The 23382-nt window shown below is 74.1% G+C and carries 19 protein-coding genes; 4 read left to right on the top strand and 15 right to left on the bottom strand.

Annotated features, from left to right (window positions below):
• Position 1 precedes the first annotated feature (1 nt).
• The 15 genes from ACE3OU_RS08220 to ACE3OU_RS08150 form a co-directional block, all read right to left on the bottom strand.
• On the bottom strand, positions 2-1318 hold the full coding sequence (locus ACE3OU_RS08220; protein ID WP_374241065.1) for a hypothetical protein: 1317 nt from the start codon (positions 1316-1318) through the stop codon (positions 2-4).
• The gene (locus tag ACE3OU_RS08215) at positions 1315-3717 is read right to left on the bottom strand and encodes a phage tail protein (RefSeq protein ID WP_374241064.1); all 2403 of its coding nucleotides are present in this window, start codon (positions 3715-3717) and stop codon (positions 1315-1317) included. Before ACE3OU_RS08215 ends, ACE3OU_RS08220 begins: the two co-directional genes overlap by 4 nt.
• Complete coding sequence (locus ACE3OU_RS08210; RefSeq protein ID WP_374241063.1) at positions 3717-6032, bottom strand: putative baseplate assembly protein; 2316 nt, start codon at positions 6030-6032, stop codon at positions 3717-3719. Before ACE3OU_RS08210 ends, ACE3OU_RS08215 begins: the two co-directional genes overlap by 1 nt.
• The gene (locus ACE3OU_RS08205; protein WP_374241062.1) at positions 6032-6421 is read right to left on the bottom strand and encodes a GPW/gp25 family protein; all 390 of its coding nucleotides are present in this window, start codon (positions 6419-6421) and stop codon (positions 6032-6034) included. The genes ACE3OU_RS08210 and ACE3OU_RS08205 overlap by 1 nt, the downstream gene beginning before the upstream one ends.
• Positions 6418-8937, bottom strand: coding sequence for a hypothetical protein (locus ACE3OU_RS08200; protein WP_374241061.1), 2520 nt, complete (start codon positions 8935-8937; stop codon positions 6418-6420). The genes ACE3OU_RS08205 and ACE3OU_RS08200 overlap by 4 nt, the downstream gene beginning before the upstream one ends.
• Positions 8931-9629, bottom strand: a complete 699-nt coding sequence (locus ACE3OU_RS08195; protein ID WP_374241060.1) for a phage baseplate assembly protein V — start codon at positions 9627-9629, stop codon at positions 8931-8933. Before ACE3OU_RS08195 ends, ACE3OU_RS08200 begins: the two co-directional genes overlap by 7 nt.
• On the bottom strand, positions 9626-10705 hold the full coding sequence (locus tag ACE3OU_RS08190) for a phage late control D family protein (RefSeq protein WP_374241059.1): 1080 nt from the start codon (positions 10703-10705) through the stop codon (positions 9626-9628). The genes ACE3OU_RS08195 and ACE3OU_RS08190 overlap by 4 nt, the downstream gene beginning before the upstream one ends.
• Entirely contained in the window at positions 10702-10896 is a 195-nt protein-coding gene (locus ACE3OU_RS08185; protein WP_374241058.1) for a hypothetical protein, read from the bottom strand. Before ACE3OU_RS08185 ends, ACE3OU_RS08190 begins: the two co-directional genes overlap by 4 nt.
• 3 nt (positions 10897-10899) lie before the next feature.
• Positions 10900-12138, bottom strand: a complete 1239-nt coding sequence (locus ACE3OU_RS08180) for a hypothetical protein (RefSeq protein ID WP_374241057.1) — start codon at positions 12136-12138, stop codon at positions 10900-10902.
• Entirely contained in the window at positions 12135-12617 is a 483-nt protein-coding gene (locus ACE3OU_RS08175) for a phage tail protein (RefSeq protein ID WP_374241056.1), read from the bottom strand. The genes ACE3OU_RS08180 and ACE3OU_RS08175 overlap by 4 nt, the downstream gene beginning before the upstream one ends.
• Positions 12617-14713, bottom strand: coding sequence for a phage tail sheath C-terminal domain-containing protein (locus tag ACE3OU_RS08170; protein ID WP_374241055.1), 2097 nt, complete (start codon positions 14711-14713; stop codon positions 12617-12619). Before ACE3OU_RS08170 ends, ACE3OU_RS08175 begins: the two co-directional genes overlap by 1 nt.
• A gap of 71 nt (positions 14714-14784) precedes the next feature.
• Positions 14785-15240: a phage tail protein gene (locus tag ACE3OU_RS08165; protein WP_374241054.1), complete on the bottom strand. Its 456-nt coding sequence runs from the start codon at positions 15238-15240 to the stop codon at positions 14785-14787.
• Between the two features lie 42 nt (positions 15241-15282).
• On the bottom strand, positions 15283-17139 hold the full coding sequence (locus ACE3OU_RS08160; protein WP_374241053.1) for a phage tail sheath family protein: 1857 nt from the start codon (positions 17137-17139) through the stop codon (positions 15283-15285).
• An 18-nt stretch (positions 17140-17157) separates the two neighbouring features.
• Entirely contained in the window at positions 17158-18015 is an 858-nt protein-coding gene (locus ACE3OU_RS08155) for a hypothetical protein (RefSeq protein WP_374241052.1), read from the bottom strand.
• The gene (locus ACE3OU_RS08150) at positions 18015-18581 is read right to left on the bottom strand and encodes a DUF4255 domain-containing protein (RefSeq protein ID WP_374241051.1); all 567 of its coding nucleotides are present in this window, start codon (positions 18579-18581) and stop codon (positions 18015-18017) included. The genes ACE3OU_RS08155 and ACE3OU_RS08150 overlap by 1 nt, the downstream gene beginning before the upstream one ends.
• A 408-nt stretch (positions 18582-18989) precedes the next feature.
• Here ACE3OU_RS08150 and ACE3OU_RS08145 point away from each other — a divergent pair, with 408 nt between their 5' ends.
• From ACE3OU_RS08145 to ACE3OU_RS08130, 4 genes are all read left to right on the top strand, one after another.
• A complete protein-coding gene (locus ACE3OU_RS08145) occupies positions 18990-19448 on the top strand; it encodes a (2Fe-2S)-binding protein (protein WP_374241050.1) in 459 nt (152 codons plus the stop codon).
• A gap of 10 nt (positions 19449-19458) precedes the next feature.
• A complete protein-coding gene (locus tag ACE3OU_RS08140; RefSeq protein ID WP_374241049.1) occupies positions 19459-21636 on the top strand; it encodes a molybdopterin cofactor-binding domain-containing protein in 2178 nt (725 codons plus the stop codon).
• A 63-nt stretch (positions 21637-21699) separates the two neighbouring features.
• Positions 21700-22698: an XdhC family protein gene (locus ACE3OU_RS08135; RefSeq protein WP_374241048.1), complete on the top strand. Its 999-nt coding sequence runs from the start codon at positions 21700-21702 to the stop codon at positions 22696-22698.
• 3 nt (positions 22699-22701) lie between these two features.
• Positions 22702-23283 carry an NTP transferase domain-containing protein gene (locus tag ACE3OU_RS08130; protein WP_374241047.1) on the top strand — a complete coding sequence of 194 codons (582 nt, stop codon included), beginning with the start codon at positions 22702-22704 and terminating at the stop codon, positions 23281-23283.
• The last annotated feature ends 99 nt before the right edge of the window (positions 23284-23382 follow it).

Raw genomic sequence — 23382 nt, 5'->3', positions numbered from 1 at the left:
CTCAGGCGGTGGTTGTCGGGGGATAGGTGGCGAACAGGCAGGCGTCGCGGCCGGCACCGGCCGGCACGGCTTCGCCTGCCGCCCCGGCGAGGGGGGCGTTGTCGCGGGACAGCAGCGCGGCGGCGCCGGTGCCGGCGAGGCAGACCTGGTAGGGCGTGGCGTCGGCCCAGGCTTCGTCCACGGTGACAGTCAGGCCGGCTGCGGTGGCGGCGCGGGCGGTGACGGCCGGCTCGACCCACTTGCCGGTGGCGCTGTCGAAGCGCAGCACGCGCACCGAGGCGTCGCCCAGGCTGGCCGCCAGCACCGGCTGGCTGGTGGACACCGTGACCACCATGCGCCCGGCGTCGGCGCCGGTGCCGGCCGCGGCCGCCACCCCGGTGGCCTGGAAGGCCGGCAGCCCGGCGGGGCTCTCGAGGTGGGTGGCGAGGGCCAGGTCGGCTACCGCCTGGACGGCCGGCAGCAGCGCGCGGACGCCGTTGTCGATGGGGCCGTCGAGCTTGACCCGCTCGGGGGGCGTGCCGACCGGTGCGAGGTCCAGCACGGCGAGGAGTAGCGGGGCGTCGTCGGCGCCGCTCCACAGCCGGGCCAGATCGGTGGGCGGGGTGAGGATGAGGTCGAGCAGGCGCTCCCGCGGGTCGGCGGAGGCGGCCGGGCGGGTGGTGATGTCGCGGATCGGCAGGCCGGCGCCGTCGGGCGGGGCGGCTTCGAGGCACAGCCGGTAGCCGTCGTTCACCCGTGATGGGGCCAGTGCGGCGTCCTGGTCGGAGCAGGGCTGGACCACCGCCGGGGCGAACTCGGTGAGGCAGGCCCGGTAGCGCAGCACCACATACACCCGACGGCGCGGGTCGTCGCCGATACCCCGCGGCCGTTCGATCTCCAGCGGCGTGCGGCCGGGGGGGGCGGGGCGGTGGATGTCGATGGCGTCGGTCGGCAGGGTGTGCAGGGTCGGCGGGGGCGCCAGGTCGGCCCAGAAGCGGGTGGACGCGAGGCCGGTGATGTCGAGGCACACCTTTTGCGGCACGTGGATCTCGCGGCCGAGGGCGTCGATGGCGAGCCCGGCGTCGCAGGTGAGACGCAGCGCGGTCTCGGTCTCGATGAAGCCGACCTTGAGCCCCCACACGGTGCCAAAGCCGTGCAGCGCGGCGTTGTGCAGGCGGCTGCGGAGCAGGAAGTAGCGCTGCTCGGTGTTGAAGTCTTCGGCCCCGAGGAGCTGCCCGTAGTGGTAGTGCAGCCGGGTGAAGGGGTCGCCCGGGGTGGCCGGGTCGAGGTCGTCGAGGGGGGCGAAGCTGTCGACGGAGGGTTGTGCGGGGGTGCTCATGGCGAGGCCTCCCATGGGTTCATGGGTTGGAAATACGGGTAGCGGTCTTCGCGACGGCCGCGGTGGAGGGTGGTGAAGGTGGACAGCACGGCGCTGCCCAGCACCGCCGGGGTCGGCCGGCTCACCGGGCCGAGGTGGGAGATCCCCACCAGGCTCGCGCTGCCCACCCGGTAGCCGGCATCCAGCCAGCACAGGCGGTGCAGGGTGTGGGCCGGTTTGTGGGCTTCGATGGCCAGCTCCAGCACCGCGGCCAGCGCGGCGTCGCAGGCCCGCGGCACGATCACCGTGAAGCGGTGGGCGTGGCGGCGGTAGAAGGCGACGAGGGCATCGTCGGGCAGCGGGTCGTCCGGCGTGGGGGCGGGGCAGGGGCTGGCCTCGGTGGCGCGGCGCAGCAGCAGGGCGGCGTGTTCGCGGGCGAGTTCCCGGGCCCAGGCGTCGCCGTCGGTGGCGCCGAGGGGGCTCTCGCTGCCGCCGATCTCGAGGCCGGGGCCGACCAGCGCGCGGCCCACGAAGGCGGCGGTGGGGCGGCGCAGGCGGAAGCCTTCGACGATCTGCACCGGCGCTTCGGCGAGGATGCCGAGCAGGCGGGTGAGGCCGGGCAGGGTGCCGCGCTGGCGGTAGAGGGTGGCGATGTTCTGCAGCAGCTGCCGGCGCACCCCTTCGCGCACCCGGGCGTCGAAGCTCAGGGCCAGGAAGGAGGCCAGCCAGGGCAGGGCTTCGGCGGGCACGAGGCGGGGGTCGAGGAGGGCGGGCAGCACGTCGGTGCGCTGGTCCAGCTCGGTCGTCCAGCCCTCGAAGAGGGCCAGGGCGCGTTCGGTGGCGTCGGCACCCTCCGGGTCGGAGCGCCAGTAGGCGGGCAGGTAGTCGAGCAGCGACGGGCGCGGGAAGGTGGCCCGCAGCGCGAACAGGGCCGGCGCCTGGCGGCGCGTGCCGGCGAGCCGGATGCGCAGCCACAGGTAGCGGCCGGGCGGCGCGGTGATGAGGAACTCATGGCTGCGCATCCCGGCTGGCGGTGCGGCCGAGGGCTGGCGCTGGCTGGCCAGGGGGTCTTGCGAGGGGCGTTCGGCGACGCTGTCGGCGAGGGGTCGGTCGGCGTGGGCTGGACGCAGGTCGGCGAGGCCGAGGCGGACCCAGCCGTCGGCCTCGTCGGGGCTCAGGGAGCCCAGCGGCGGCCACGGGTCGTCGGCGGGCGCGGGGCGCACCTCGCCGGCCTGGTCCACCGGCAGGCGGGCCGGGCGCCTGATGTCGAAGGGCGGCAGGTCGTCGGCGGTCCTGGCCTCGATGCTGATTGCGCAGTCGGCGGGCAGGCACAGGTCGGCGAACAGCCGGTGCCACACGCAGCCGAAGATGCCCGAGTCGAGGGCCCAGGTCTCGACCACGCCGCTGCCCGCGAGCGCCGCTTCGCGCGGGTAGAGGGCGCGGGCGCCGGCGGCGGTGCTGGCCATGATCCGGCCGTCACCACCCGGCTCGCGCCACAGGGCGCGGCCGTCGAAGCCGCGCACCGCAAAGCCCCGCTCGGCCTCGGGCCCGGCGGCCTTCAGCAGGTATTCGCGGAAGAACGTGGGGCGCGGGTCGCCCGGGCGGTGGGCCACTTCACCCACCAGCACGCGGTCGGCGGCGGTGAGGCGCAGGTGCAGCGGGGCGACGGCGAGGGGGAGCGGGTGGATGTCTACGCCGCTGGCGCCGATCGTCATCAGCCGCCATTGGGCCGCCGGGCCTTTGACAAGGGCGACCGCGGTGGGGAAGGCCGGGTCGGAGGCGAGGGCGACGATTTCAGCGGGCCCGGAGGTGGGGGGCAGCGCATGGCCCTGCCAGGCTCCGCCCCAGGGCTGGGCGATGAGGCGCGGCGCGGCCCGGTCGGTGACCACCAGCCCCCAGGCGCTGCAGCCGAAGAAGCCGGGCTCGATGTCCGGCGGCAGCGGGACGCTGGCCTGGAGGTGGAAGCTCGGCGTGAGCAGGCGCAGGCAGCGGGCGGCCCGGTCGAGCAGCCACAGGCGGCCGGCGGGGTCGAGGGCGACGGCGTCGGGGGTCGTGGGGCCGGGCGGTGGCTGCAGCGGGGCGAACTCCAGCGGTGTGGCGTCGGCCGCGGGCTCGGCCAGGGCGGCGACGGGCTGGGGCAGCCAGCCGGCCGGGGTGAGCAGGGCCAGCGGCTGGCCGGGGCGGGCGAGCAGCACCACGGCGTCGGCGCAGCGGTCGGGGGCGCAGGGCAGCACCACCGCGCTGCCCTGCACCGCCTGCCAGGCGGCGTAGTCGGCGGTGTCGAAGGCCGGGCGGTCGTCGCCATCGAGGCGCGGCGCCAGGGTGACGGCGGCGGGCGTGCCTTCGATGCGGGTGCCCGAGTGGTCGCAGCGTTCCCACATGCGGCGGCCGGTGAGGTGGGCGAAGCGCGGGCCGCTCATCAGCATTCCTCCTTGCCCACCGGCACCGGCATGGAGGTCGGCGGGGTGGCGGCGGGCTCGCTGCCCAGGGGCGGCAGCACTTCGGCCACGCTGTCCTGGCCGATCGCGACGCGCACCTCCAGCAGCACCGGCAGCTGCCAGGCCAGCAGGGGCAGGTTTTTTTCGACCGGGCTGCGGGTGCCGCGGCGGTCGATCGCCTCGCCGACGAGGTGCACGCCGTTCACCAGCCGCACGCCCAGCACGCGCAGGGTGGCGGCTTCGATGTCGCGGTCGGTGACGTTGCGGCCGAAGGGCCAGCCCTTGCCGTCGGGGCCGTAGGGCGGCAGCGGGGCGAGGTGCTGGCGCAGGGCGAGCTCGATGTGGCGGCGCAGGGTCTCTTCGCCGGCGCCGGGGTCGGGCTCGACGGCCACCGAGCAGCTGAGGCGTACGTATTGCGGCGGGGTGACGTAGAGTTCGGTGGTGACGAGGCGGCGCGGTTCGAGGTGGGCGCAGACGCGGCGCAGCATCTCCCGGTCGGGGGTGGGCTGGTCGGGCTGCATCGGGTCGTAGGCGGGTAGCACGATCAGGGTGACCACGCCGGGCACGCCGTCCACTCGCTCGTGGGGCTTGTGGCGCGGCAGCAGGTGGGCGCGGCCGACCTGCACGCCGGGGGTGCCGAGGGCCAGGTCGGTGAAGTCGTCGGTGGCCACGGCGCGGTCGTTGTGGCGCAGCACCTGGGGGATGCGGGCGGTGGCTTCGGGTAGGGTCTCGGCGTCGCAGCCCCCCTCGGCGGGCAGCGGGTTGCTGGCCTTGAGGGCGAGGGCCGCCGCGGGGGCGGCGCGCAGCACCCGGTTGATGCGCCCGGCCCCCACGTTGCCGCGCACGCCGCCGCCGTAGCGGTAGCTGAGGCAGCGGATGGCTTCGCCCGGCAGGGGCATGCGGCCGTGGAGGCCGTCGCCGAAGGTGATGCTGCCGTCGCCGGGGTCGAGGGTGTAGAAGGGGTCGTCCGGCCCGGCCAGGGCGAAGTCGTCCACCGGTGTCCAGTTTTCCCAGCCGAGGGGGCCGAACACCTGCACCTGCTCGCTGCCGGCCAGCACCGGCGGGTGGGCGAGGGCGTAACGCTGGCCGGTGCGGCCGTCACCGTAGCCGAGCAGCTCGGCGGGGGCGGTGACGGCCTGTTCGACGCGCACCACGTTGGCGTCGATCCAGCGCAGGCGCAGCGGCGGGTGGCTGGCGTCGGCGCGGGCGACGCGGATCCAGCCCAGCACCCGGGCGGCGAGCTTGTCGTCGTCGAGGCGGGGCGGCAGCTCGCCCACGCCGAGGAGGTCGGCGTCGGGCGGCTCGAAGGAGGCGGCGGTCCAGTTGCCGAAGGGTTCGGCGTCGGGGCCGGGCCCGGATTCGGGCAGGCGCAGGCGCACGGTGCCGCGGCGGCCGAGGTTGTCGGTGCTGTCGGCGACCACGGCGAGGCGCTGGTAGCGCAGGCGGTCCACCTGCCGGGCGGCGCCGGTGAAGCCGCCGGTGGAGATCTCCCAGCGCAGCGGCCAGCGTTCGGGGTCGGTGCCGGGGTCGGGGCAGCGGTGGTGGTCGGTGGCGCCGCACAGGGCGTCGTCGGTGCGCACGCCGAGGTTGAGCACCTGCCCGGAGAGGCGCTGGCGGAGCAGCCTGCGGGCGGCGGTGCCGTCGTTGCCGGTGCTGCGCAGGGCTTCGGCCATCGCCGCCTCGGGGGCCAGCAGGCACAGCCAGAGGCGGCCGTCTACGCTGGCGCCGCTGGAGATCGGGGCCGGCAGGCGGCCGCCGTCGGGCGGGGCGAGGGGCACGGCACGGTACTGGGCGAGGGCCGGCGGCGTGGCGGTGCCGAGGTGGTCGGCGAGCAGGGTGCTGACGTTGTCGACGCCGCCGGGCAGCAGCGGGCCGGTGTAGGGCAGCTTGACCCAGGCGCCGAGCTCGACCGGCAGCACGGTGAGTTCTTCGAGGGCCTGGAAGGGTACGTCGCCGGCGGCGAGTTCGAGGGTGGGGCTGCCGGTGCCGAAGTCGACGGGCACCGGCGCGAAGGGGCCGCGCTGGGCGTCGAGGCGCACCATCGCGCTGGCCGGCCGGGCCGGCTCGGGGGCGATCGCGAGCAGGCGCAGGAACTCCAGGCGCGCCGCCTCCGGCACCCGGTTGAGGCGGTAGAGCAGGTTGTCGCCGAGGGCGGCGAAGAGCTCGAGCAGCGCGATGCCGGGGTCGGAGGCGTTGTGGTCGGTCCACTCGGGCGCGTGGATCGGGATGCGGCGGATCAGTTCGGCGCGAAGATCGTCAAAGGCGCGGTCGTCGAGTCGGGGCGGAATGATGGCCATCAGGCACCCCCGTTCAGGTAGAAGGGAAACACCAGGTTGTGGGCGCCGGGCTCGCCGAGGATTTCATAGCGCAGGGCGATGCGCAGCACGGTGGCTTCCCGTGGGTCGGTTTCGACGCTGACGGCTTCGAGGCGGATGCGCGCTTCGTCGCGGGCCAGCGCTTCGGTGACGGCGGCGCGGATCTGGGTGCGCAGCTCGAGGCTGTTTGGGGCGAACAGGAAGCGCCGCAGCCCGACGCCGAAGTTGGGCCGGGCGATGCGCTCGCCGGGCTCGGTGAGGAGGATGGTGCGGATGGATTGCTCGACGGCAGCGGTGCCCTCGACCCGGCCGAAGCCGTCGCGGGTGACCAGCGGAAAGCGCAATCCCCGGCCGAGCGTGTCGGTGCTCATGGTCCCCTCTTTGGAAATGGCAGGCAGAACTTGAGGAACAGCATCCAGCTGAAGGCGGGCAGCTTGATGAGGATCGAGAAGATGATGTTGAACAGGATCAGCGCGCAGATCGTCAGGATCGGGATGCCGAAGTTGCAGATCATGCCGAGGCCGAAATCGCGCCGGGTGTCAGCCATCGCGTCGCCGACCTTGACGCCCGAGCCCGGCGGCGCGGCGACGCCGGCAAACGGCCGCGCGCGGGCCCGGGCGATACGCGGGATGTCGCGCAGCAGCCTGGGGATGTCGGGCATCTGGATGCTGGCCGGGCGGGCGCCGAGGAGGTCGGTGGGGTCGGCGATGGAGAAGGGCTCGCTGCGCAGCGTCCACACGACGCGGTCGGGCTCGCAGGGGGTGCGCCCGGCCACGCGGGCCCAGCCCCAGGCGGCGTAGAGGTGTTCGGCGTCGAAGCGCAGCCGGGGCTGGGCGTCGGTGGCGCGGGCTTCGGGCAGGGCGAGGGCCTCCGGCTGGCCGGTGTAGGCGGCCGCGGCGGCGTCGCGCAGGGTACCGAAAGGCGTCTGCGCGAAGCGGAAGGCGGGCAGCACCAGCAGGCCGCAGGCGGGCTGTTCGAGGAAATCCAGGCCCTGGGCGGCGAGGCTGGGACTGCCGGAAACTGCGCCGGCGATGGCGGCTTCGACGCTGGCGGCCCGGGCGTCCCGCTGGGCCACGGCGGCGGTGCCGGCGGCGGCGAGGGCCGCGTCGAAGCCCGCGTAGACCTGGGCGAGCGCCTGCCCGGTCTGATGAATGCGCTTGACGCGGGGGAGCTCGAGGCCGATTTCGGTGAAGCTGAGGGCCGGCCACGGGGGCGTCGCCTGCGGATCGCTGCGCGCACTGTCCTGGGCGAGCACGGCGTCGATCTGTTCGCCCAGCGCGGCGATGCCGAATTCGAGCTTGCCGCCCGGGCCGATGGCGAGCAGCTCGCTGCGCTTGTCGTCGCCGAACAACGTGCGGTTGATGCTGGCCATGAGGGCGAGCCGGCCGCCGCGCAGCCGGAGCAGCGCGATGACGGCGAGCAGCGCGAGGTGGTTTTCAGTCACCAGGCTGGAGGCGCCCTGGGGCGGCGGGGGCAGCGCGCTGCCGGCGAGCCAGGCATCGACCAGCTGGAACAGCCGGCGGCGCACCAGCACGTCCCAGCCGGCGGGTGACGCGGCGACGCTGGCGGCGAGCCACAGGGCGGTCTGGTTGCCGGGCAGGCCGGAGGGGTCGGGCAGGGTGTCGAAGACGGCGCTCGCGGAGGCGGCGGTGTCGGCAGCGCTCTGGTCCCACAGCTGGGCGGCGGTGAGCACGCTGCCGTCGCAGTCGGCACCCGCGGTGCCAGCGCTGGTGGCTTGGGTCCACAGGCAGGCCAGAGCCTTCAGCAAGGCGAGGTCGATGCCCTGGGCGAGGGCGTCGGCGGGGTGGGCGAGCCCGAAGGGCGGCGCGGTGAGCAGGCCGGCGACGAGGGTGTCCGAGGTGGTGATCTCGGCATTGCCGGGGCGGGCAGGCAGCAGGGTGTCGGCGAGCAGCGTGAGCAGTTGCGGCTGCGCCGCGCTGCGCAGGCCGGCGGCGCTGGCGAACACGCCGTCGAGGCGGCTGCGGGTGCGCTCGGCCATGCGGCTGGCGATGTCGGCGATGGTGCCGGCGGCCAGGCGTTCGGCGGACACCTCGCGGGCGCCGCTGAACACCGGCAGGTAGCCGAACAGCGTGCAGTGGTCGGCGGCCTTGCCGGCGTTGGGCGGCACGAGGTTGAGGGGCTGGCTGGCGAGGGCGATGGCCGGCAGCGGCGCGTCGGCGGCCAGCCCGAAGAGGGCGTGGAGTTTCACGCTCGCGGCGCTCGACAGCCCAGTGAGCGCGGTAGGGTCGGCCGGCGCGGCGCCGGGGGCTGGGCGCAGGTCGGCGTCGAGCACCTCGACCCAGGCGCCGTGTTTTTCGTCGACGGCGATCCAGTCTTCCCAGTGCTCGCCGTCGGGGCGGGCGACCAGGCGGCGGATGACGGCGCCGGCGCCCTTGATGCGGCTGCGCGCCACCCGTGGCCAGCCGGCGGCGCCGCAGACGAGGTCGAAGGCGATGAGGTTGAAGCGTTCGTGGAGCGGCAGGTAGAGCTTGCGCAGCCAGGCGGGGGTGCTTGCCGAGTCGCCGTGGGGGATGCCGTCGTCGTCCATCACCGGGCCGCTGGCGGGCTCGAGTTCGGTGGGCTGCGCCTCCCGCCGCGCGATGGTGGCGGGGTAGCGGGGCTGGCCGGCGGCGTCCACGCGGCCGTCGGGGGGCTCGGACCAGTCGCGCCAGGGCCGCAGCGCCGGCAGCGGGGCCGTCTGGCCGGCGGCGGCGAGGAAGTCGGCGATGAAGGCGTCGGTCTCGAAGGCGAGAATGCGCGGCGACGCCTCGACCGGTACCTGGGCGAGGTCGCGCAAAAAGAAGGGCTCGGTGGCCAGCAGGCGCTCCCGCGAGGGGCGCCGGTGGGCCGGGATGAGCAGCCGCGTCGGGGAGGCCTTGGCTACCATACGTTCCCCGCGCCGGGCGTGTAGCTGGACGACACCACGCTGTTGGTGATGACGGTGTCGGCCTTCACGACGCCCGAAAAGGTGGACATGGCGGCATCCACGGTGACCATCGCCGCGGTGACGTCGAGGCCGGCCGGGGCGGTGACCTTGACCTTCACGTTGGCGGTGATCTCGATGTTGCCGGCGGCGTCGATCTTGACCGTGGCGCCGTTGGAGTGGGTGAGTGTGACGGTGCCGCCGGCCGCGTCGTCGAGGGTGAAGGTGTGGCCGCCCTGGGTGCGCAGCTCCAGCTTCTCGGCGCCGGCGGTGTCGTCGAAGGTCAGCTTGTGGCCGCTGCGGGAGGTGAGCGAGCGCAGGTTGTTGGCGCTGTCCATGCGCTCGGGCGGGGCGTCGACGCCGTTCCAGAGGGCGCCGATCACCACCGGCCGGCGCGGGTCGCCGGCGGTGAAGGCGACCAGCACCTCATCATCCACCTCGGGGATGAACCAACTGCCCCGGTCGCCGCCGGCCATCAGGGTGGCGAGGCGGGCCCAGGCCAGCGCGGTGGCACCGTCGTTCTCCTCGACGAAGGGCAGCTTGATCTGCACGCGGCCCTGGTTGTCCGGGTCCTGCACGCTGGTGACCAGTGCCGGATAGACGCCGTAGAGGCGCGGGCGCTCGTTGCCGCCCGGGGGGGTGAGGCCGGGGATCATGAGGCTTCTCCCAGGTCGGGGCGCTGGGCCTCGAACTCGGTGCGGTAGCCCTCCACCTGGTCGAAGCGGTGGGTGACCGCGGTGACGAGGTAGATGCCGGCAAACCACGGGCCGAGGTCGACGAGCTCGATGCGGGCGCCCACGTGGAGCTCGGGCGTGCCCAGGGTGACGCCGGTGCCGCGCACGAAGCGCCGCGCCCGCCGACGCATGGCGGCCTCGGCGAGGCTGCGCGCTTCGGCCCCGGTGGCGGGGGCTTCGAGGTGCAGGTCTTCGGCGGCGTTGGCGAACACGCGGGTCACCACCTCGGGGCCGAGCCGGCCGCGGCTGGCTTCGGGGCGCACCGCGTCGGCGCCGGCGAGTTCGTGGATGGCCTCCTTGGCGGCCACGTCGTAGCCATGTACGCGCACCTCCCCGCGCTGGTGGGCCAGGTCGGCCAGCACGGTGAAGCGGATCAGGTTGTTCTCGCGGGTGAGGCGCAGCGGTGGGGTGGTGATGTGGGCCGGCTCGGTGACGTGCACGCTGCCGTCGCGCAGTTCGATCAGCGCGTCGCCGGAGCGGGCGCGCAGGGCGCCGAGTTCGTCCTCGTTCACCTGCCACAGCTCGACGTGGCTGGCGCCGCTGGGGCCCACGTCGGCGCGCAGCCCGGCGTCGCCGAGGATTGCCGAGGCGATGTCGCCGTCACTCATGTTTTCGCTCAGGCGGGTGCGGCGGCGGTAGCGCAGGCCGGCGAGGGCGTCCTCGGCGAGCAGGGTGAGCTCGGGCGGGCGCAGCTCGGGGTAGGCCGCGCCGATGCCGGTGATGAGCCCGTCGAACACCGTTTGCACCTGCCCGCTGACCTCGAAGGCGATGGCGAGGCGCTTGCCGAAGTCGATGGCGGACTGGTGGAAATGCACGTAATCCACCGGCTGGCCCCGCTCGCGGCTGCCCCAGTTGAGGAACACGGCTTCGAGGGAGGCCACGCCGGCGGTGTCGGCGTGGGCTTCGAGGCGGATCAGGTCGGCTTCGAGGCGGTTGGCGCGGGTGCCGTCCACCCGGATCTGCGGGCGCCCGGAGGCGTTGAGGGGAGGCGTGGTCATGGACAGTCGCTCCGCTGGCGCAGCTGGCGTTCGAGCTCCTCGGCGACCAGCGCGCGGACGAGCGGGCGGAGGTCTTCGAGGCGGACTTCGAAGGCGGCCTCGGCGGGGGCGCCGGCGCCGGATTCTTCGCGCCCGCCTCCGTCGGGCAGGGTGTCGATGGTGGTGACGACTTCACCGATGGTGACGGCCATGGCTCAGCCTCCGGTGCAACGCCGGCAGCCGCAGGCGCACGGGGCGGCGATGGCGGTGGCGCGGGGCGCGGCGGGGGTGGTGGCCGCCGGCAGGGTTTCCCAGGTGGGCCGGCGCTCTCCGGCCGCGGCGGGTATCGGGGTGCTGCGGGGGGCGAACAGCGGGGCGCCGACGGCGGGCGTGCGCAGGGGGGCCAGCGGCGGGCTGCCGCGCACCGGCAGGGGCGGGCGGGCCGCGCCGGCGGAGAGGGCGGCGGTGTTGGCCGAGGCCGCGCCGCCGGCCCGCTGGCTGCTCACCACGGCGGCCAGGCCCGCGGCGCGGCTGCCGGGAGCGGGCCCGTCCGGTGCCCACGGGTTGGGCGGCATGCCGGCGGTGGCGAGGCCCGGCGAGGGCTGCGGCAGGGTGACGCCGCTGCGCCCGAGGTCGGCCCCCGTGCCCAGCGCGGCCGGGCCGAACAGGTCGACGGCGGCCGAGGCGTCGAGCTCGATCCCGGCCCCCACCGATACGCCGATGTCGGCGGACAGCCCGAGGCTGGCGGAGAGCCCCAGCTGCGCCGACAGGCTGACGTCCATATCGATGTCGAGATTGAGGCCCGCCGACAGCTCGAAGCCGGCGCTCAGGTCGAAATTGCCGCCGCTCCCCATGATGCTGGAGGCGCCTGCCGCCGCGGCCTGGTTGCGGGCGCTGGCGCCGGTGGTGGCCTGCTCGACGGCCTGGCGGCGCCGGGCGGCGTCGGTGGCGCTCACCTCGTAGCGGAACTCCTGCTCGGTGAGGGTCAGGCTGACCTTGGAGCGTAGCGGCACGCCGCTCGGGCTGAAGTAGTCGAACACCTCCTGGTGCTGGCTGATGACGCCGTTGAAGATCAGCGTGCCCCAGCGGAACTGCACCCGCCGCGGGGCCTGCTCGCGGCCGCTGCCGTACACCTGCAGCAGGTCGGCGATGGGCTTGGTGCGGGTACGTACGTCGAGCATCTCCTCGCCGCCGCTGCCGGTGTCCGCATCGCTGCCGTCGCGGGGGCGGGTGGAGTCGAAGATGCACTCGAAGGACAGGGTGGCCTTGGAAGCGCCGACGTTTTGTACCTGCTGGCGGCCGCGGCGGCCGCGGTCGCGCTGTTCGCCGCCGGAGACCTTGAGGGTGAGGGTCTCGGGGTTGAAGTCGAGGGGGATCGCGCGGGCTTCCTGCGGGTCGCGTCCGCCCGCGTCGAAGGGCACCAGCTTGGCCCGGCGGAACTGGCTGGTCGTCATGGCGTCTCCCGGCTCAGGCCTTCGTGGACGATGTGCAGCTCTTCGAGGGCCACCTCGCGGCCGCCGGCGGCGTGGAGGTCGGCCGCCTTGACCCGGTTGACGATGCCGTTCTCGAAGCGCCACACGCCGGGTTGCGAGCCGCTGCCGTTGGCCTGGAAGATGCGGATCGTGCCCGACACATAGGGCAGCGGAAACGTGCCGTCGGTGCAGCGCCGCACCCAGGCCCAGAAGGCCGGGTCGAGGGACAGGCCGCGCTTGAGCACCAGCGGCGGGTGGGTGGCCTTGCCGACCAGCTGGCGGGCGCCGCGGTTGTAGCCGCCCTCGCGGAAGCTCACCGGCTCGAGGGTGATCTCCAGCCCCTGCACCTCGGAGAAGGCGGCGCGGCGGGCGCCCTGGGCCAGCCCCTCGTCGCCGCCGAGGCCCGACAGCTCGATCTGCACCGCAAAGTTGAAATTGGTGAGCAGGCTGTCGGCGGGCATCAGATCACCTCGATGCGGGGCTCGTCGGCGCCGTGGCGGAGCAGGCGGAAGACGATGAACTCGGCCGGTACCGCCGGGGCGACGCCCACCTGCAGCACGGCGCGGCCGGCGTCCAGGTCGGCCTGGGTGTGGGTGCTGGCGTCGCAGCGCACGAAGAAGCTGTCGGCGTCGGTGCGGCCGGCCAGCGCGCCGGCGTCGAACAGCGCCCGCAGGCGCCGCCGGGCGGTGCTGGCCATCGCCGACCACAGCAGGGCGTCGTTGGGCTCGAAGGGCGCCCAGGCCAGGTCGGCGGCGAGCTGGGCCTCGAGCCAGTCGATCAGGCGGCGCACGGAGAGGTGGGTCCAGTCGCGGTCGGTGGCGGTGCTGCGGGCGCCGAGCAGCATCAGGCCGCGTTCGGTGCGGCGGATCTCGTCGATGTGCTCCTCGAACAGAAAGCCGGGCTCGGGCAGGCCGGCGTCGTCGGCCCGGGCGAAGGCGCCGCGCACCGGGCGGTTGGCCGGCGCGGCCCCCACGCCGGCTTCGTTTTCGAGCTGGGCGGTGATGCCGCAGGCGGCGGCGGAGGGCGGCACCGTGCGCGCGCTGCCGTCGGCGTCCACCCGCAGCCAGGGGGTGTACAGTGCGGCCCGGCTGCTGGCCAGGGCGTGGCGCCACTGGACGATGTCACCGGCGCGCAGCCCGGGCGGCAGGTCGAGCAGCGCGATGCGCCCGCCGCGGGCCTCGCAGGCATCGACGAGCTGGCGCTGGGCGCCCTGCAGCGAGGCGGCGTCGAAGCCTAGCCGTGGGTAGTCGAGGGCGTGGGCGGTGCGCGTGGCCGGGGCGAGGGCGCAGACGGTGCCGAAGCAGGGCTGCTCGGGCGGCGCCTGCGGCTCGTCGATGACAGCCGCAGGTGGGGTCGGGTGGAGCAGGTCGGGCAGGCTCACCAGCGCGATCGGCTCGAAGGGGAAGGCCTGGTCCCAGCCGTCGAGGGCGGCCAGGGCGCCGGGGCGGGACATGAATACCACGAAGCGGTGGTCGGCGTCCTCGGCCACGTCGTCGGCGTCCATCTCGGTGGGGTCGAAGAAGTGGCGCCGCTCGGTGCTGGCGGTGGCGTCGCGGCCGCGGCGGGAGACGGGCATTTCGGCCGCCGACAGCAGCAGGCCGGCCGGCGTGGCGAGCAGGGCCTTGCCGGGGATCAGCCAGGCGTCGCGCAGGAGCGCGCTCGGGCGCAGGTATTCGGAGCCCCAGGGTTCGCCGGCGGCGCCCCACAGGCGGTCGGCCTCGGCGACGGGGTTTTCGGGGTCGGGGAGGTCGAGGCGAGGCGGGCGCAGGGCTTCGGCGGCGCTGCGCCGGCCGAGTAGGCGGGGCAGGTAGCGCGGGTGGTCGGGGTGCAGCGCGGTGTCGTCCCAGCTTTCGACCAGCCGGCCGTCGAGGAAGACGTCGAGGCGCAGGGTGAGCTCGACGGCGCTCTGCAGCAGCTGCCGGTCGAGGAAGGGGTGGGTGAGCTGCGGCACGAGTATCGGCTGGCGATCCGGGCTGGCGGCGTCGGGGGCGGCGACGCGGAACAGGCGGCTGCGCGGCGCGGCGCCGGGGCTGGCCGGGCGGCCCAGCAGGCGCAGGGTGGCGCCGATGGCGGGGCGATCGGGCGGGATCCGCACGCGGCCGGTGGTTTCGTCGTAGCCCAGCGCGAGGGGGCGCTGGACGATGCGGCAGCGCACCTCGAGCCGGTTGCCCCAGCTGCCCGGGTTGCGGGCGGCGATGCGGGCCTGGCGGCGGGAGCGGCCGCGCACGGCCTTGAGGCCGGGCAGCAGCAGGCGGGCGGTGCGCACGTTGCGGTGGTCCACGCAGCGCACCACCACGCAGCGGCGGCCGCCGTTGGCGAAGAACAGGCGCACCGCCAGCGGCAGGTTGAGCCCGGGCAGCGCGCGGCCGAAGAGGGCCTCGAACTGCCGCGCGTCGTCGATGGCGACCGGGGTGTTCACCGGGCCCCGCTCGGCGAGGCCGATCAGCGCCGCGACATCGAGGCGCACCCGCGGCCGGGTGACGACGGCCGGTTTTTCCTCGTAGACGCCGGGCGGCAGGCCAGGGCGCCACAGGCTGCCCAGGAGGGCGACGCTCATGGCCGGCTCCTCGGGTCAGCGGAGTGGCGGCGGGCGGCGGGTGAGGGGCGCATGGCGGGCTCCGCGGCGGCTCACTCGAACTCCAGGTCCTCGCAGACCAGGGTCAGCTCTTCCATCGCCACGTCAGAGCCGCCCTTGGCGGCCAGGGTCGGGCCGGTCCATTTGGAGGGGCGGGCGTTGATGAGCTTCCACGAGGCGACGGTGGCGGCGTGGTCTTCGCTCAGGAGCTGGATGACCACGGTGGCGCGGGCGTCCATGTTGCCGCGGCGCACCTGGGTGACCCAGTTCCAGAGGTCGAGGGAGGCGATCAGGCCGCGCTTGAGGGTCACGTCGCCCACCTTGTACATCAGCGGCACCTTGCGCGGCCGGTTGGCGGGGTCGGTGCCTTCGCGGTAGTCGGCGTGGGTGATCTCGGTGTTGAGGCCCGAGACATCCGAGAACCCGCCGCGGAACTCGCCGCCGCTGGCCGGGCTGATGGTGACCTTGAAGTTGAACGGGCCGTAGGGGTCTTCACGCAGGGTGGCCATTGCGGGTCTCCTTTGAGGATTCGGTTATCGCCGGCGGGGCGCTCAGACGATGGAGGCGTCGGCTGTCCATTGGCCGATGCGGAAGATCACGAACTCGGCGGGCTTGGTGGGGGCGACGCCGATCAGGCAGATCAGGCGCCCGTTGTCGAGGTCGGACTGGCTCATGGTGGTGCGGTCGCAGCGCACGAAGTAGGCGTCCTCGGGCCGCGCGCCGAGCAGCGCGCCGCTGCGCCACACGTCGTACAGGAAGCCCTCGATGGTCAGCCGGATCTTCAGCCACAGCTCTTCGTTGTTGGGCTCGAAGACGGCCCATTGGGTCCCGCGGTCGATGGAGTGCTCCAGGTAGATGAACAGCCGGCGCACGTTGATGTAGGTCCATTCGGGATCGGAGCTGATGGTGCGGGCGCCCCACACGCGGTAGCCGCGGCCCTCGAAGAAGCGCAGGCAGTTGATGCCTTCGGGGTTGAGCACGTCCTGCTCGCCCTTGTTGACGTTGCGCGAGAAGCGCAGGATGCCGCGCACGGTCTCGTTGGCCGGGGCCTTGTGCACGCCGCGCTCGATGTCGCTGCGGGCGTAGATGCCGGCCATCGCGCCCTCGGGGGAGTACAGCACCGTCTCGCGGGCGCCGCCGGGCGCGCCGGCGACGAGCCAGGGGTAGTACAGGGCGGCGTACTTGGAATCGTGCTGGCCGCGCACCTCGCGGATCAGCGATTGATCGGCGTCGCGGGGGCCCGCGAGGATCGCGAAGCGGTAGCGCAGGGTTTCGCAGTGGGAGATCAGTGCGTCGCGCACGGCCTGGCAGTCGTCGGAGGTGGCGAGGGCGGCGGAGCCGGGGCCGGCGACGATGGCGATGTCCTCGATCTCGGCCAGCGCGGCGAGGCCGGTGGCGTCGTGCCCGCTCCCGCCGCCGGTGAAGGTGGCGCTGTCGGCGAGGATGCCGTCGCTACCGCCGGAAAGGGTGAGCGGGGCGGCGGCGACGAGGCCGGTGAGCAGGTCGCGGGCGAAGCTGGTGCGCTGGGCCGGCAGGCTGGGCAGCCCGGCGGCGCCGGCGTCGAAGAACAGCCGCTGGCTGCGGTCGGCGGGCGGCTCGATGCCGGCGTCCGGGTCTTCGTGGCGCAGGATGCGGCCGACGAACTGGTCGGAATCCGGGTGGGTGGACAGGCGCTGGATGGCCTCGACCCGCCCGCCGGTGGAGCCGTCGAGGTTGGGGCCGATGCTGAGGTCGACGGTGATCTTCTGGACGAAGTTGAGGCTGGCGGCGTTCTGGTCGAGGGTGCCGGCGGCGTTGGTGAGCAGCGGCCGGCCGGCGGCGTCGAAGCTGACGCTGTAGAGGTTGGCGCCTTCGATGGCGTCGGCGCCGGTCTTGGCCACCAGGCGGTTCTTGGCGCTGGCGGCGGTGATGGCCTCGACCACGTCACCCAGCCGCACGCCCATCACGGTGCGGCTGCCGGCGCCGCCGGTGAGCAGGTTGCCGCTGCGGAGCGCCTGCACCTGCACCACCACGTTGCCGGCGCGGCCGGGGAAGCGGGCGCGCAGGAAGCGGTCGCTGCCGAGCACCGGCACGGCCGGGCTCACCGAGCGGCTGTCATCCACCGAGCCGGCGGCGGCGGGCCGGAAGGCGCGGGCCACATACACCCGCTTGCCGCCGTTCTCGAAGAACAGGCGCACCGCGTGGGCGAGGTGGTTGGTGGTGGGGACGCCCGCGAACAGCAGGTCGTCGCCGTCGCCGAAGAAGCGCTGGAACTCTTCGAAGCCGGTGATCAGCACCGGCAGGCCCCGGGTGGGGCCGAAGCGGGCCTGGCCGACGAAGCCGGCGGTGGAGGTCGCCACGCCCTCGATGGACTTGGCGCGGAAGCTGGTTTCTTCGACGTAAACTCCCGGGGCGAGGTATTCAGGCATTTCGAGCCTCCATCTTGGTCAGGGTAACAACTCGATATCCAGCCGGACTTGCTCGCCGACGGAGACCGTAGCCGGCGGATTCTGGCCGCCCGCCTGCGGGTGCAGGGCGCCGCCGGAGTCGCGCAGTTGAAAGTCACGGGGCCGGTAGAGCGCGTCGCGCGCGGCCGGCGTGAGGGAGAAGGGATCGGCCGGCTGGCCGCCCGCGAAGCCCAGGCGGGCCAGGGCGTCGGCCAGGGGCGGGCGCGGTGAATGCACCGTGACGGCCCGCTCGAAGTGGCGCAGGGGCGGGCTCACGCCGCGGTCGATGGTCTCGAAGGGCAGCACCAGCAGGTAGCTGCCGTCGGGGCCGCTCATGGCGCGCACGTGGTCTGCTGCCCCCCGGAAGACGCTGGCGATGCCCAGCAGCGCGCCGGCCACCGGGCGTCCGCCGTCGCTGACCACGCCCCACACGGCGCTGCTGCCCGGGGGCAGGGCCAGGCCGAGGGCGGGCCGCAGGGCGACTTCGAGGATCTGCGGCTTCGGGCTGCCCGGCGCCGGGGTCGTGCCGGCTTCGAGGGCCTGCTTCACGCTGCCGCGGTCGGGCACCTGGGCCGTGACGGCCTGGGCCTGGAAGCGGCCGGCGGGGTCGACGATCTCGACCCGCTGCTCGCCCGGCGGCAGCCGCAGGAAGCCGTAGAGGCCGGTGGATTCATGCCACAGGGGGCGCTCGGGGTGGCCGGGCACGGTGATGCGCAGGCCCGGAATCGCCGCCAGCCCCGGCGGCGCGGCGTCGCTGAGGTGGCGCCGGATGCGCAGGGCCAGCACGCCGACCGCGGCGATCCTCTCTGTGGCGTGGCGGGCCGCCCAGCCGAGGGGCGTGTCGGCGGGAGCGAGCATCACGGCACTCCGGGGACGAAGGCCAGGCTGCGGCTGTCGGTGATCGACGGCTCGGGGCGCTCGCGGGCGGCCAGCCGGGCGGTGCGCACCACGTAGGGCACCGACAGCTGGTAGGGCGGCTCCAGGCTGTCCCACAGGCGCAGCATGTCTTCGGTGGACAGGTGCGCGAGGGAGACCCGCAGGCCATCCTCGGGCTCCCAGGGGTAGCCGGGGTCGAGCAACGCGCCGGAGACGACGGCGTGGCGGTCGAGGATGTCCATGCAGCGCGCCAGCATGACCTGCTCGCCCTCGGCGTTCTGCTTGCCCCACACGGTGAGCAGGTAGTGCAGCTCCAGCCCGAGGGCGTAGCGGCGGGGCGCGGTGGGAGCCAGGCGGGGCAGGTCGATGTTGCGGCGGGCCTCGTCCACCTCGACGCGGTACAGGAACAGCGCGACGCGGTTGGTGATCGAGCCGGTGAAGTGGCGCGTGGAGAACAGGGACACGTCGTAGCCGTCGAGGCCGCCCGTGGCGATCAGCTGATCCTCGATCAGCCGCCGCAGGCTTGCACTGGCGCCAGCTATGAACATTTCATTGCCCTTCCCGGCTGCCGCAGGGGGCGGCGCGCCATGCATCGAGGGTGAAGCGGCAGGGGCCGGGCGCATGCCCGGAGGGTTGTTTTGCGGTGGCGGGTGAGGCGGTCTGGCAGTGCCGATGCCAGATGGCGCAATGCACCGTGGAAGAGCCCGCGGCCCTCCCGTCGTTGAAGAATGCATGCGAAAGGAGCCATGGCCAGGGCCGGGGATACTTCCGCCTGCATTGCAGCTGATTCAGTCAAGCACACGCATCCGGGTAAATCAAGGCGGGTAACCGGCGGCCCGGCTACTGGTGACAAGTCAAGCCCGTGGGCCGGCCTTGAGGTAAATTCGACCTCTTCACGGCCAGGAACTCCTGGCCCGCCGACAAGACAAAAACGCTTCACCCCATGGAGATTCGAGATGACCCAGCTCACCGTGAACGGCAAGCCCAGGAAGGCCGACGTCGACCCCGACACCCCGCTGCTGTGGGCCCTGCGGGATTCCCTGCTGCTCACCGGCACCAAGTACGGCTGTGGCGCCGGCCTGTGCGGCGCGTGCACCGTGCACGTCGATGGACAGCCGGTGCGCTCGTGCATCACGCCGGTGTCGGCGGTGGCCGGCAAGAAGATCACCACGATCGAGGCCGTGGACGCCTCCCGCGTCGGCAAGGCGGTGCAGGAGGCCTGGCGCAAGCTCGACGTGGTGCAGTGCGGCTACTGCCAGTCGGGCCAGATCATGAGCGCCGTGGGCCTGCTGGCGAAGAACCGCCAGCCCACCGACGCCGACATCGACACCGCGATGGCCGGCAACCTGTGCCGCTGCGCCACCTACGTGCGCATCCGCGCCGCCATCCACGAAGCCGCCAAGGCCCTGGCGTAAGGAGATCCGCATGACGACCATCCAGAACCTCTCCCGCCGCGGCTTCCTGCAGGGGGCCGCGGGCCTCACCCTCGGCCTGGCGCTGCCGGGCGTCGGCCTCGCCGCCAGGCCCGGCGCCGCCGCCGCGAGCTTCGAGCCGACGCCCTTTTTGCGCATCGGCGCCGACAACACCGTCACCGTGATCTCCAAGCACCTGGAGATGGGGCAGGGCACCTACACGGGCCTCGCCACCATCGTCGCCGAGGAGCTCGACGCGGCCTGGGCCCAGGTGAAGGTGGAGGGCGCGCCGGCCGACGCCAGGCGCTACAAGAACCTCGCCTTCGGTGCCCAGGGCACTGGCGGCAGCACCGCGATGGCCAACTCCTGGGGCCAGATGCGAGAGACCGGCGCCACTGCCCGGGCCATGCTGGTGTCCGCCGCAGCCAAGCGCTGGCAGGTGCCGGCGGCCGAGATCACGGTGGCCGAGGGCGTGCTGCGCCACGCCGCCAGCGGCCGCCAGGCGACGTTTGGCGAGCTGGCCGAGGCGGCCTCCCGCGAAGCGGTGCCCACTACCATCACCCTCAAGGACCCGAAGGATTTCCGCCTGATCGGCAGGCGCGCGCCGCGCAAGGACAGCGCCGCCAAGACCGACGGCTCGGCGCAGTTCACCCAGGACGTGCACCTCCCCGGCATGCTGGTGGCGGTGGTGGCCCATGCGCCGCGCTTCGGCGGCCAGGTCAAGGCCTTCGACGCCAGCCGGGCGAAGGCGGTCAAGGGCGTGGTGGACGTGGTGGCGATCCCCGGCGGCGTGGCCGTGCTGGCCCGCGACACCTGGAGCGCCAGGAAGGGCCGCGACGCGCTCGGCGTCGAGTGGGATGACAGCGCGGCCTTCAAGCTGGGCTCCGACGAGATCCTCGCCCGTTACCGCGAGCTCGCCGCCCGGCCCGGCCTGGTGGCCCGCAGCGACGGCGATACGGCCGGCGCCTTTGCCGGCGCGGCCAGGGTGGTGTCGGCCAGCTACGACTTCCCCTACCTCGCCCACGCGGCGATGGAGCCGATGAACTGCGTCGTGCAGCGCACCGACGACGGCCTCGAGGTGTGGAACGGCGAGCAGTTCCAGACCGTCGACCAGGCCACCCTGGCGGCGATGTTCGGCCTGCCGCCCGAGAAGGTGAAGATCAACATGCTCTACGCCGGCGGCAGCTTCGGCCGGCGGGCGTGCACCCAGTCCGACTACCTGCGCGAGGCGGCGGCCATCGTCAAGGCCAGCGGCACCCGCGCGCCGGTCAAGCTGGTGTGGATGCGCGAGGACGACATGAAGGCCGGCTACTACCGGCCGCTGTTCCACCACCGCATCGAGGCGGCCCTCGACGCCGATGGCAGCATCCGCGGCTGGCGCCACCGGCTGGTGGGGCAGTCGATCATCGCCGGCTCGGCCTTTGAGCCGGCGATGGTGAAGAACGGCATCGACGCGGTGTCGGTGGAGGGCGCGGCCAACCTGCCCTACGCCATCCCCAACTTGCAGGTCGAGCTGCACACCCCCACCGACATCAAGGTGCCGGTGCTGTGGTGGCGCTCGGTGGGCTCGACCCACACCGCCTATTCCACCGAGACCTTCCTCGACCGGCTGGCCGCCGAGTCGAAGCAGGACCCGGTGGCGCTGCGCCTCAAGCTGCTCGGCAAGCACCCGCGCCACACGGCGGTGCTCCGGCTGGCCGCCGAGAAGGCCGGCTGGGGCCAGCCGCTGGCGGCGGGCAAGCCCGGCGAGCGGCGTGGCCGCGGCGTGGCGGTGCATGAGTCCTTCCACTCCTTCGTCGCCCAGGTGGCCGAGGTGACGGTGAAGGCCGACGGCAGCGTGAAGGTGGACCGCATCGTGTCGGCGGTGGATTGCGGACTGGCGATCAACCCGGACAACGTCCGCGCCCAGGTGGAGGGGTCGGTGGGCTTTGCGCTGTCGGCGGCGCTGCACGGCGAGATCACCCTCAAGGACGGCGTGGTGGAGCAGGGCAACTTTGGCGACTACGCGCCGATCCGCATCGACGAGATGCCGAAGGTCGAGGTGCACATCGTGCAGTCCGCCGAGAACCCCACCGGCATCGGCGAGCCCGGCGTGCCGCCGGTGGCGCCGGCGGTGGCCAATGCGATCGCCGCGGCCACCGGCAAGTGGCTAACCCGTCTGCCCTTCCAGGCCGACGCACTGAAGGCCTGAGCATGGCGGCCCTGAATGGCGGGTCTGCCCGCCTCAGCCGCGCCGCCGGGCGGGAGGCGCACGATGGATAGCCAGGACATGCAGGTGCTCGCCGCCCTCGGCCGCTGGCAGGCCGCGGGGCATCGGGCGGCGCTGGTCACCGTGGCCCGCACCTGGGGCTCGGCGCCGCGGCCGGCGGGGGCCTGGATGGCCCTGCGGGACGACGGCCGGGTGCAGGGGTCGGTGTCGGGCGGCTGCGTCGAGGACGACCTCGTCGCGCGCATGCAGGGTGGCCGCATCGGCGGCAGCCGGCCTTTCGTGCTCAGCTACGGCGTGACCCGGGATGAGGCGGCCCGCTTCGGGCTGCCCTGTGGCGGCACGCTGGAGCTGGTCGTCGAGCCGGCGCCCGACATGGCCGCCCTCGCCGGGCTGGCCGCCCGCATCGCCGCCGGGCAACTGGTGCGGCGCGAGGTGGACCTCGCCAGCGGCGCCGTGGCGCTGACCGACGCCTGCCGGGGCGAGGCCATGGGCTGGGACGGGCAGCGCCTCGCCACCCTCCACGGCCCGCGCTGGCGGCTGCTGATCATCGGCGCCGGGCAGATCGGCCGCTACCTGGCCACCATGGCCCAGGCGCTCGACTACGCGGTGAGCGTCTGCGACCCGCGGGAGGAATACGCCACCGAGTGGGACGTGGCCGGCGCGCCGTTGCTGGCGGGCATGCCCGACGACGTGGTGACGGCGATGCAGCCCGACCCCCACAGCGCCATCGTCGCCCTGACCCACGACCCCAAGCTCGACGACATGGCGCTGCTCGAAGCCCTCAAGTCGCCGGCGTTCTACGTGGGGGCGCTGGGCTCGCGGCGCAACGATGCGGCCCGGCGGGCGCGCCTGCTGGAGTACTTTGATCTCTCCGAGGCCGAGGTCGCCCGCCTCCACGGGCCAGTCGGGCTGCCCATCGGCAGCCGCACGCCGCCCGAGATCGCGGTGTCGATCCTCGCCGAGATGACCGCGGTGAAGAACGGCGTGCCGTCCGTCCGGCCTGCCGCAACCGAGCCGGCCCGCGCCGGCTGCGGCCTGGGCTGAACGGTGGCATCCATCAGCGGTGTGCTGCTGGCGGCGGGGCAGGGGCGGCGCTTCGGCGCCGACAAGCTGCTCCAGCCGCTTGCCGACGGCACGCCGGTCGCCGTCGCGGCGGCCAGGGCGCTGAGGGCCGCCTGCCCGGACAGCCTTGCCGTGCTGCGCCCCGAGCAGGACGCCCTCGCCGTGCTGCTCGAAGCCGAAGGGCTCGCGGTGGTGCGCTGCACCGCGGCCCACGGCGGCATGGGCCACAGCCTCGCCGCCGGGGTGGCGGCCAGCGCCGGGGCCGACGGCTGGCTGGTGGCGCTGGCCGACATGCCCCGCATCCAGGTGGCCACGCTGGGGCAGGTGGCGGCCGCCATCGCCGGCGGCGCAGCCCTGGCGGCGCCGGTGTTTGCCGGCCGGCGCGGGCATCCGGTGGGCTTCGCGGCCCGCTGGCAGAGCGCCCTGCTGGCCCTCGAGGGGGATGAAGGGGCCCGCGCCATCCTCCGGCAGCACGCGGCCCTGCTGCACACCCTTGCAAGCGATGACCCCGGTGTGCTGCAGGACGTGGACACCCCTGCGGATCTCGCCGCCCTCGGGCCGGGTTGAGGCGGCCTCGCCACTCGCTCGGGGGTGACGGGAAGTTCTATTGCCCGCCCGCCGGACAGCCCGGGGCGGGCCGGACAGCGGCCCGGCAGGTCCGGCGGA

This window comes from Zoogloea sp. (assembly GCF_041908905.1).
In the GTDB taxonomy this organism is placed as follows: domain Bacteria; phylum Pseudomonadota; class Gammaproteobacteria; order Burkholderiales; family Rhodocyclaceae; genus Zoogloea.
Note: the sequence above shows the minus strand (reverse complement) of the source record. Positions and strands in the feature narration are given on the sequence as shown.

Bases quoted from the DNA above. Each gene is read 5' to 3' on its own strand.
- ACE3OU_RS08220 (WP_374241065.1), bottom strand. From the start codon at position 1,318: ATGAGCACCCCCGCACAACCCTCCGTCGACAGCTTCGCCCCCCTCGAC.
- ACE3OU_RS08215 (WP_374241064.1), bottom strand. From the start codon at position 3,717: ATGAGCGGCCCGCGCTTCGCCCACCTCACCGGCCGCCGCATGTGGGAA.
- ACE3OU_RS08210 (WP_374241063.1), bottom strand. From the start codon at position 6,032: ATGGCCATCATTCCGCCCCGACTCGACGACCGCGCCTTTGACGATCTT.
- ACE3OU_RS08205 (WP_374241062.1), bottom strand. From the start codon at position 6,421: ATGAGCACCGACACGCTCGGCCGGGGATTGCGCTTTCCGCTGGTCACC.
- ACE3OU_RS08200 (WP_374241061.1), bottom strand. From the start codon at position 8,937: ATGGTAGCCAAGGCCTCCCCGACGCGGCTGCTCATCCCGGCCCACCGG.
- ACE3OU_RS08195 (WP_374241060.1), bottom strand. From the start codon at position 9,629: ATGATCCCCGGCCTCACCCCCCCGGGCGGCAACGAGCGCCCGCGCCTC.
- ACE3OU_RS08190 (WP_374241059.1), bottom strand. From the start codon at position 10,705: ATGACCACGCCTCCCCTCAACGCCTCCGGGCGCCCGCAGATCCGGGTG.
- ACE3OU_RS08185 (WP_374241058.1), bottom strand. From the start codon at position 10,896: ATGGCCGTCACCATCGGTGAAGTCGTCACCACCATCGACACCCTGCCC.
- ACE3OU_RS08180 (WP_374241057.1), bottom strand. From the start codon at position 12,138: ATGACGACCAGCCAGTTCCGCCGGGCCAAGCTGGTGCCCTTCGACGCG.
- ACE3OU_RS08175 (WP_374241056.1), bottom strand. From the start codon at position 12,617: ATGCCCGCCGACAGCCTGCTCACCAATTTCAACTTTGCGGTGCAGATC.
- ACE3OU_RS08170 (WP_374241055.1), bottom strand. From the start codon at position 14,713: ATGAGCGTCGCCCTCCTGGGCAGCCTGTGGCGCCCTGGCCTGCCGCCC.
- ACE3OU_RS08165 (WP_374241054.1), bottom strand. From the start codon at position 15,240: ATGGCCACCCTGCGTGAAGACCCCTACGGCCCGTTCAACTTCAAGGTC.
- ACE3OU_RS08160 (WP_374241053.1), bottom strand. From the start codon at position 17,139: ATGCCTGAATACCTCGCCCCGGGAGTTTACGTCGAAGAAACCAGCTTC.
- ACE3OU_RS08155 (WP_374241052.1), bottom strand. From the start codon at position 18,015: ATGCTCGCTCCCGCCGACACGCCCCTCGGCTGGGCGGCCCGCCACGCC.
- ACE3OU_RS08150 (WP_374241051.1), bottom strand. From the start codon at position 18,581: ATGTTCATAGCTGGCGCCAGTGCAAGCCTGCGGCGGCTGATCGAGGAT.
- ACE3OU_RS08145 (WP_374241050.1), top strand. From the start codon at position 18,990: ATGACCCAGCTCACCGTGAACGGCAAGCCCAGGAAGGCCGACGTCGAC.
- ACE3OU_RS08140 (WP_374241049.1), top strand. From the start codon at position 19,459: ATGACGACCATCCAGAACCTCTCCCGCCGCGGCTTCCTGCAGGGGGCC.
- ACE3OU_RS08135 (WP_374241048.1), top strand. From the start codon at position 21,700: ATGGATAGCCAGGACATGCAGGTGCTCGCCGCCCTCGGCCGCTGGCAG.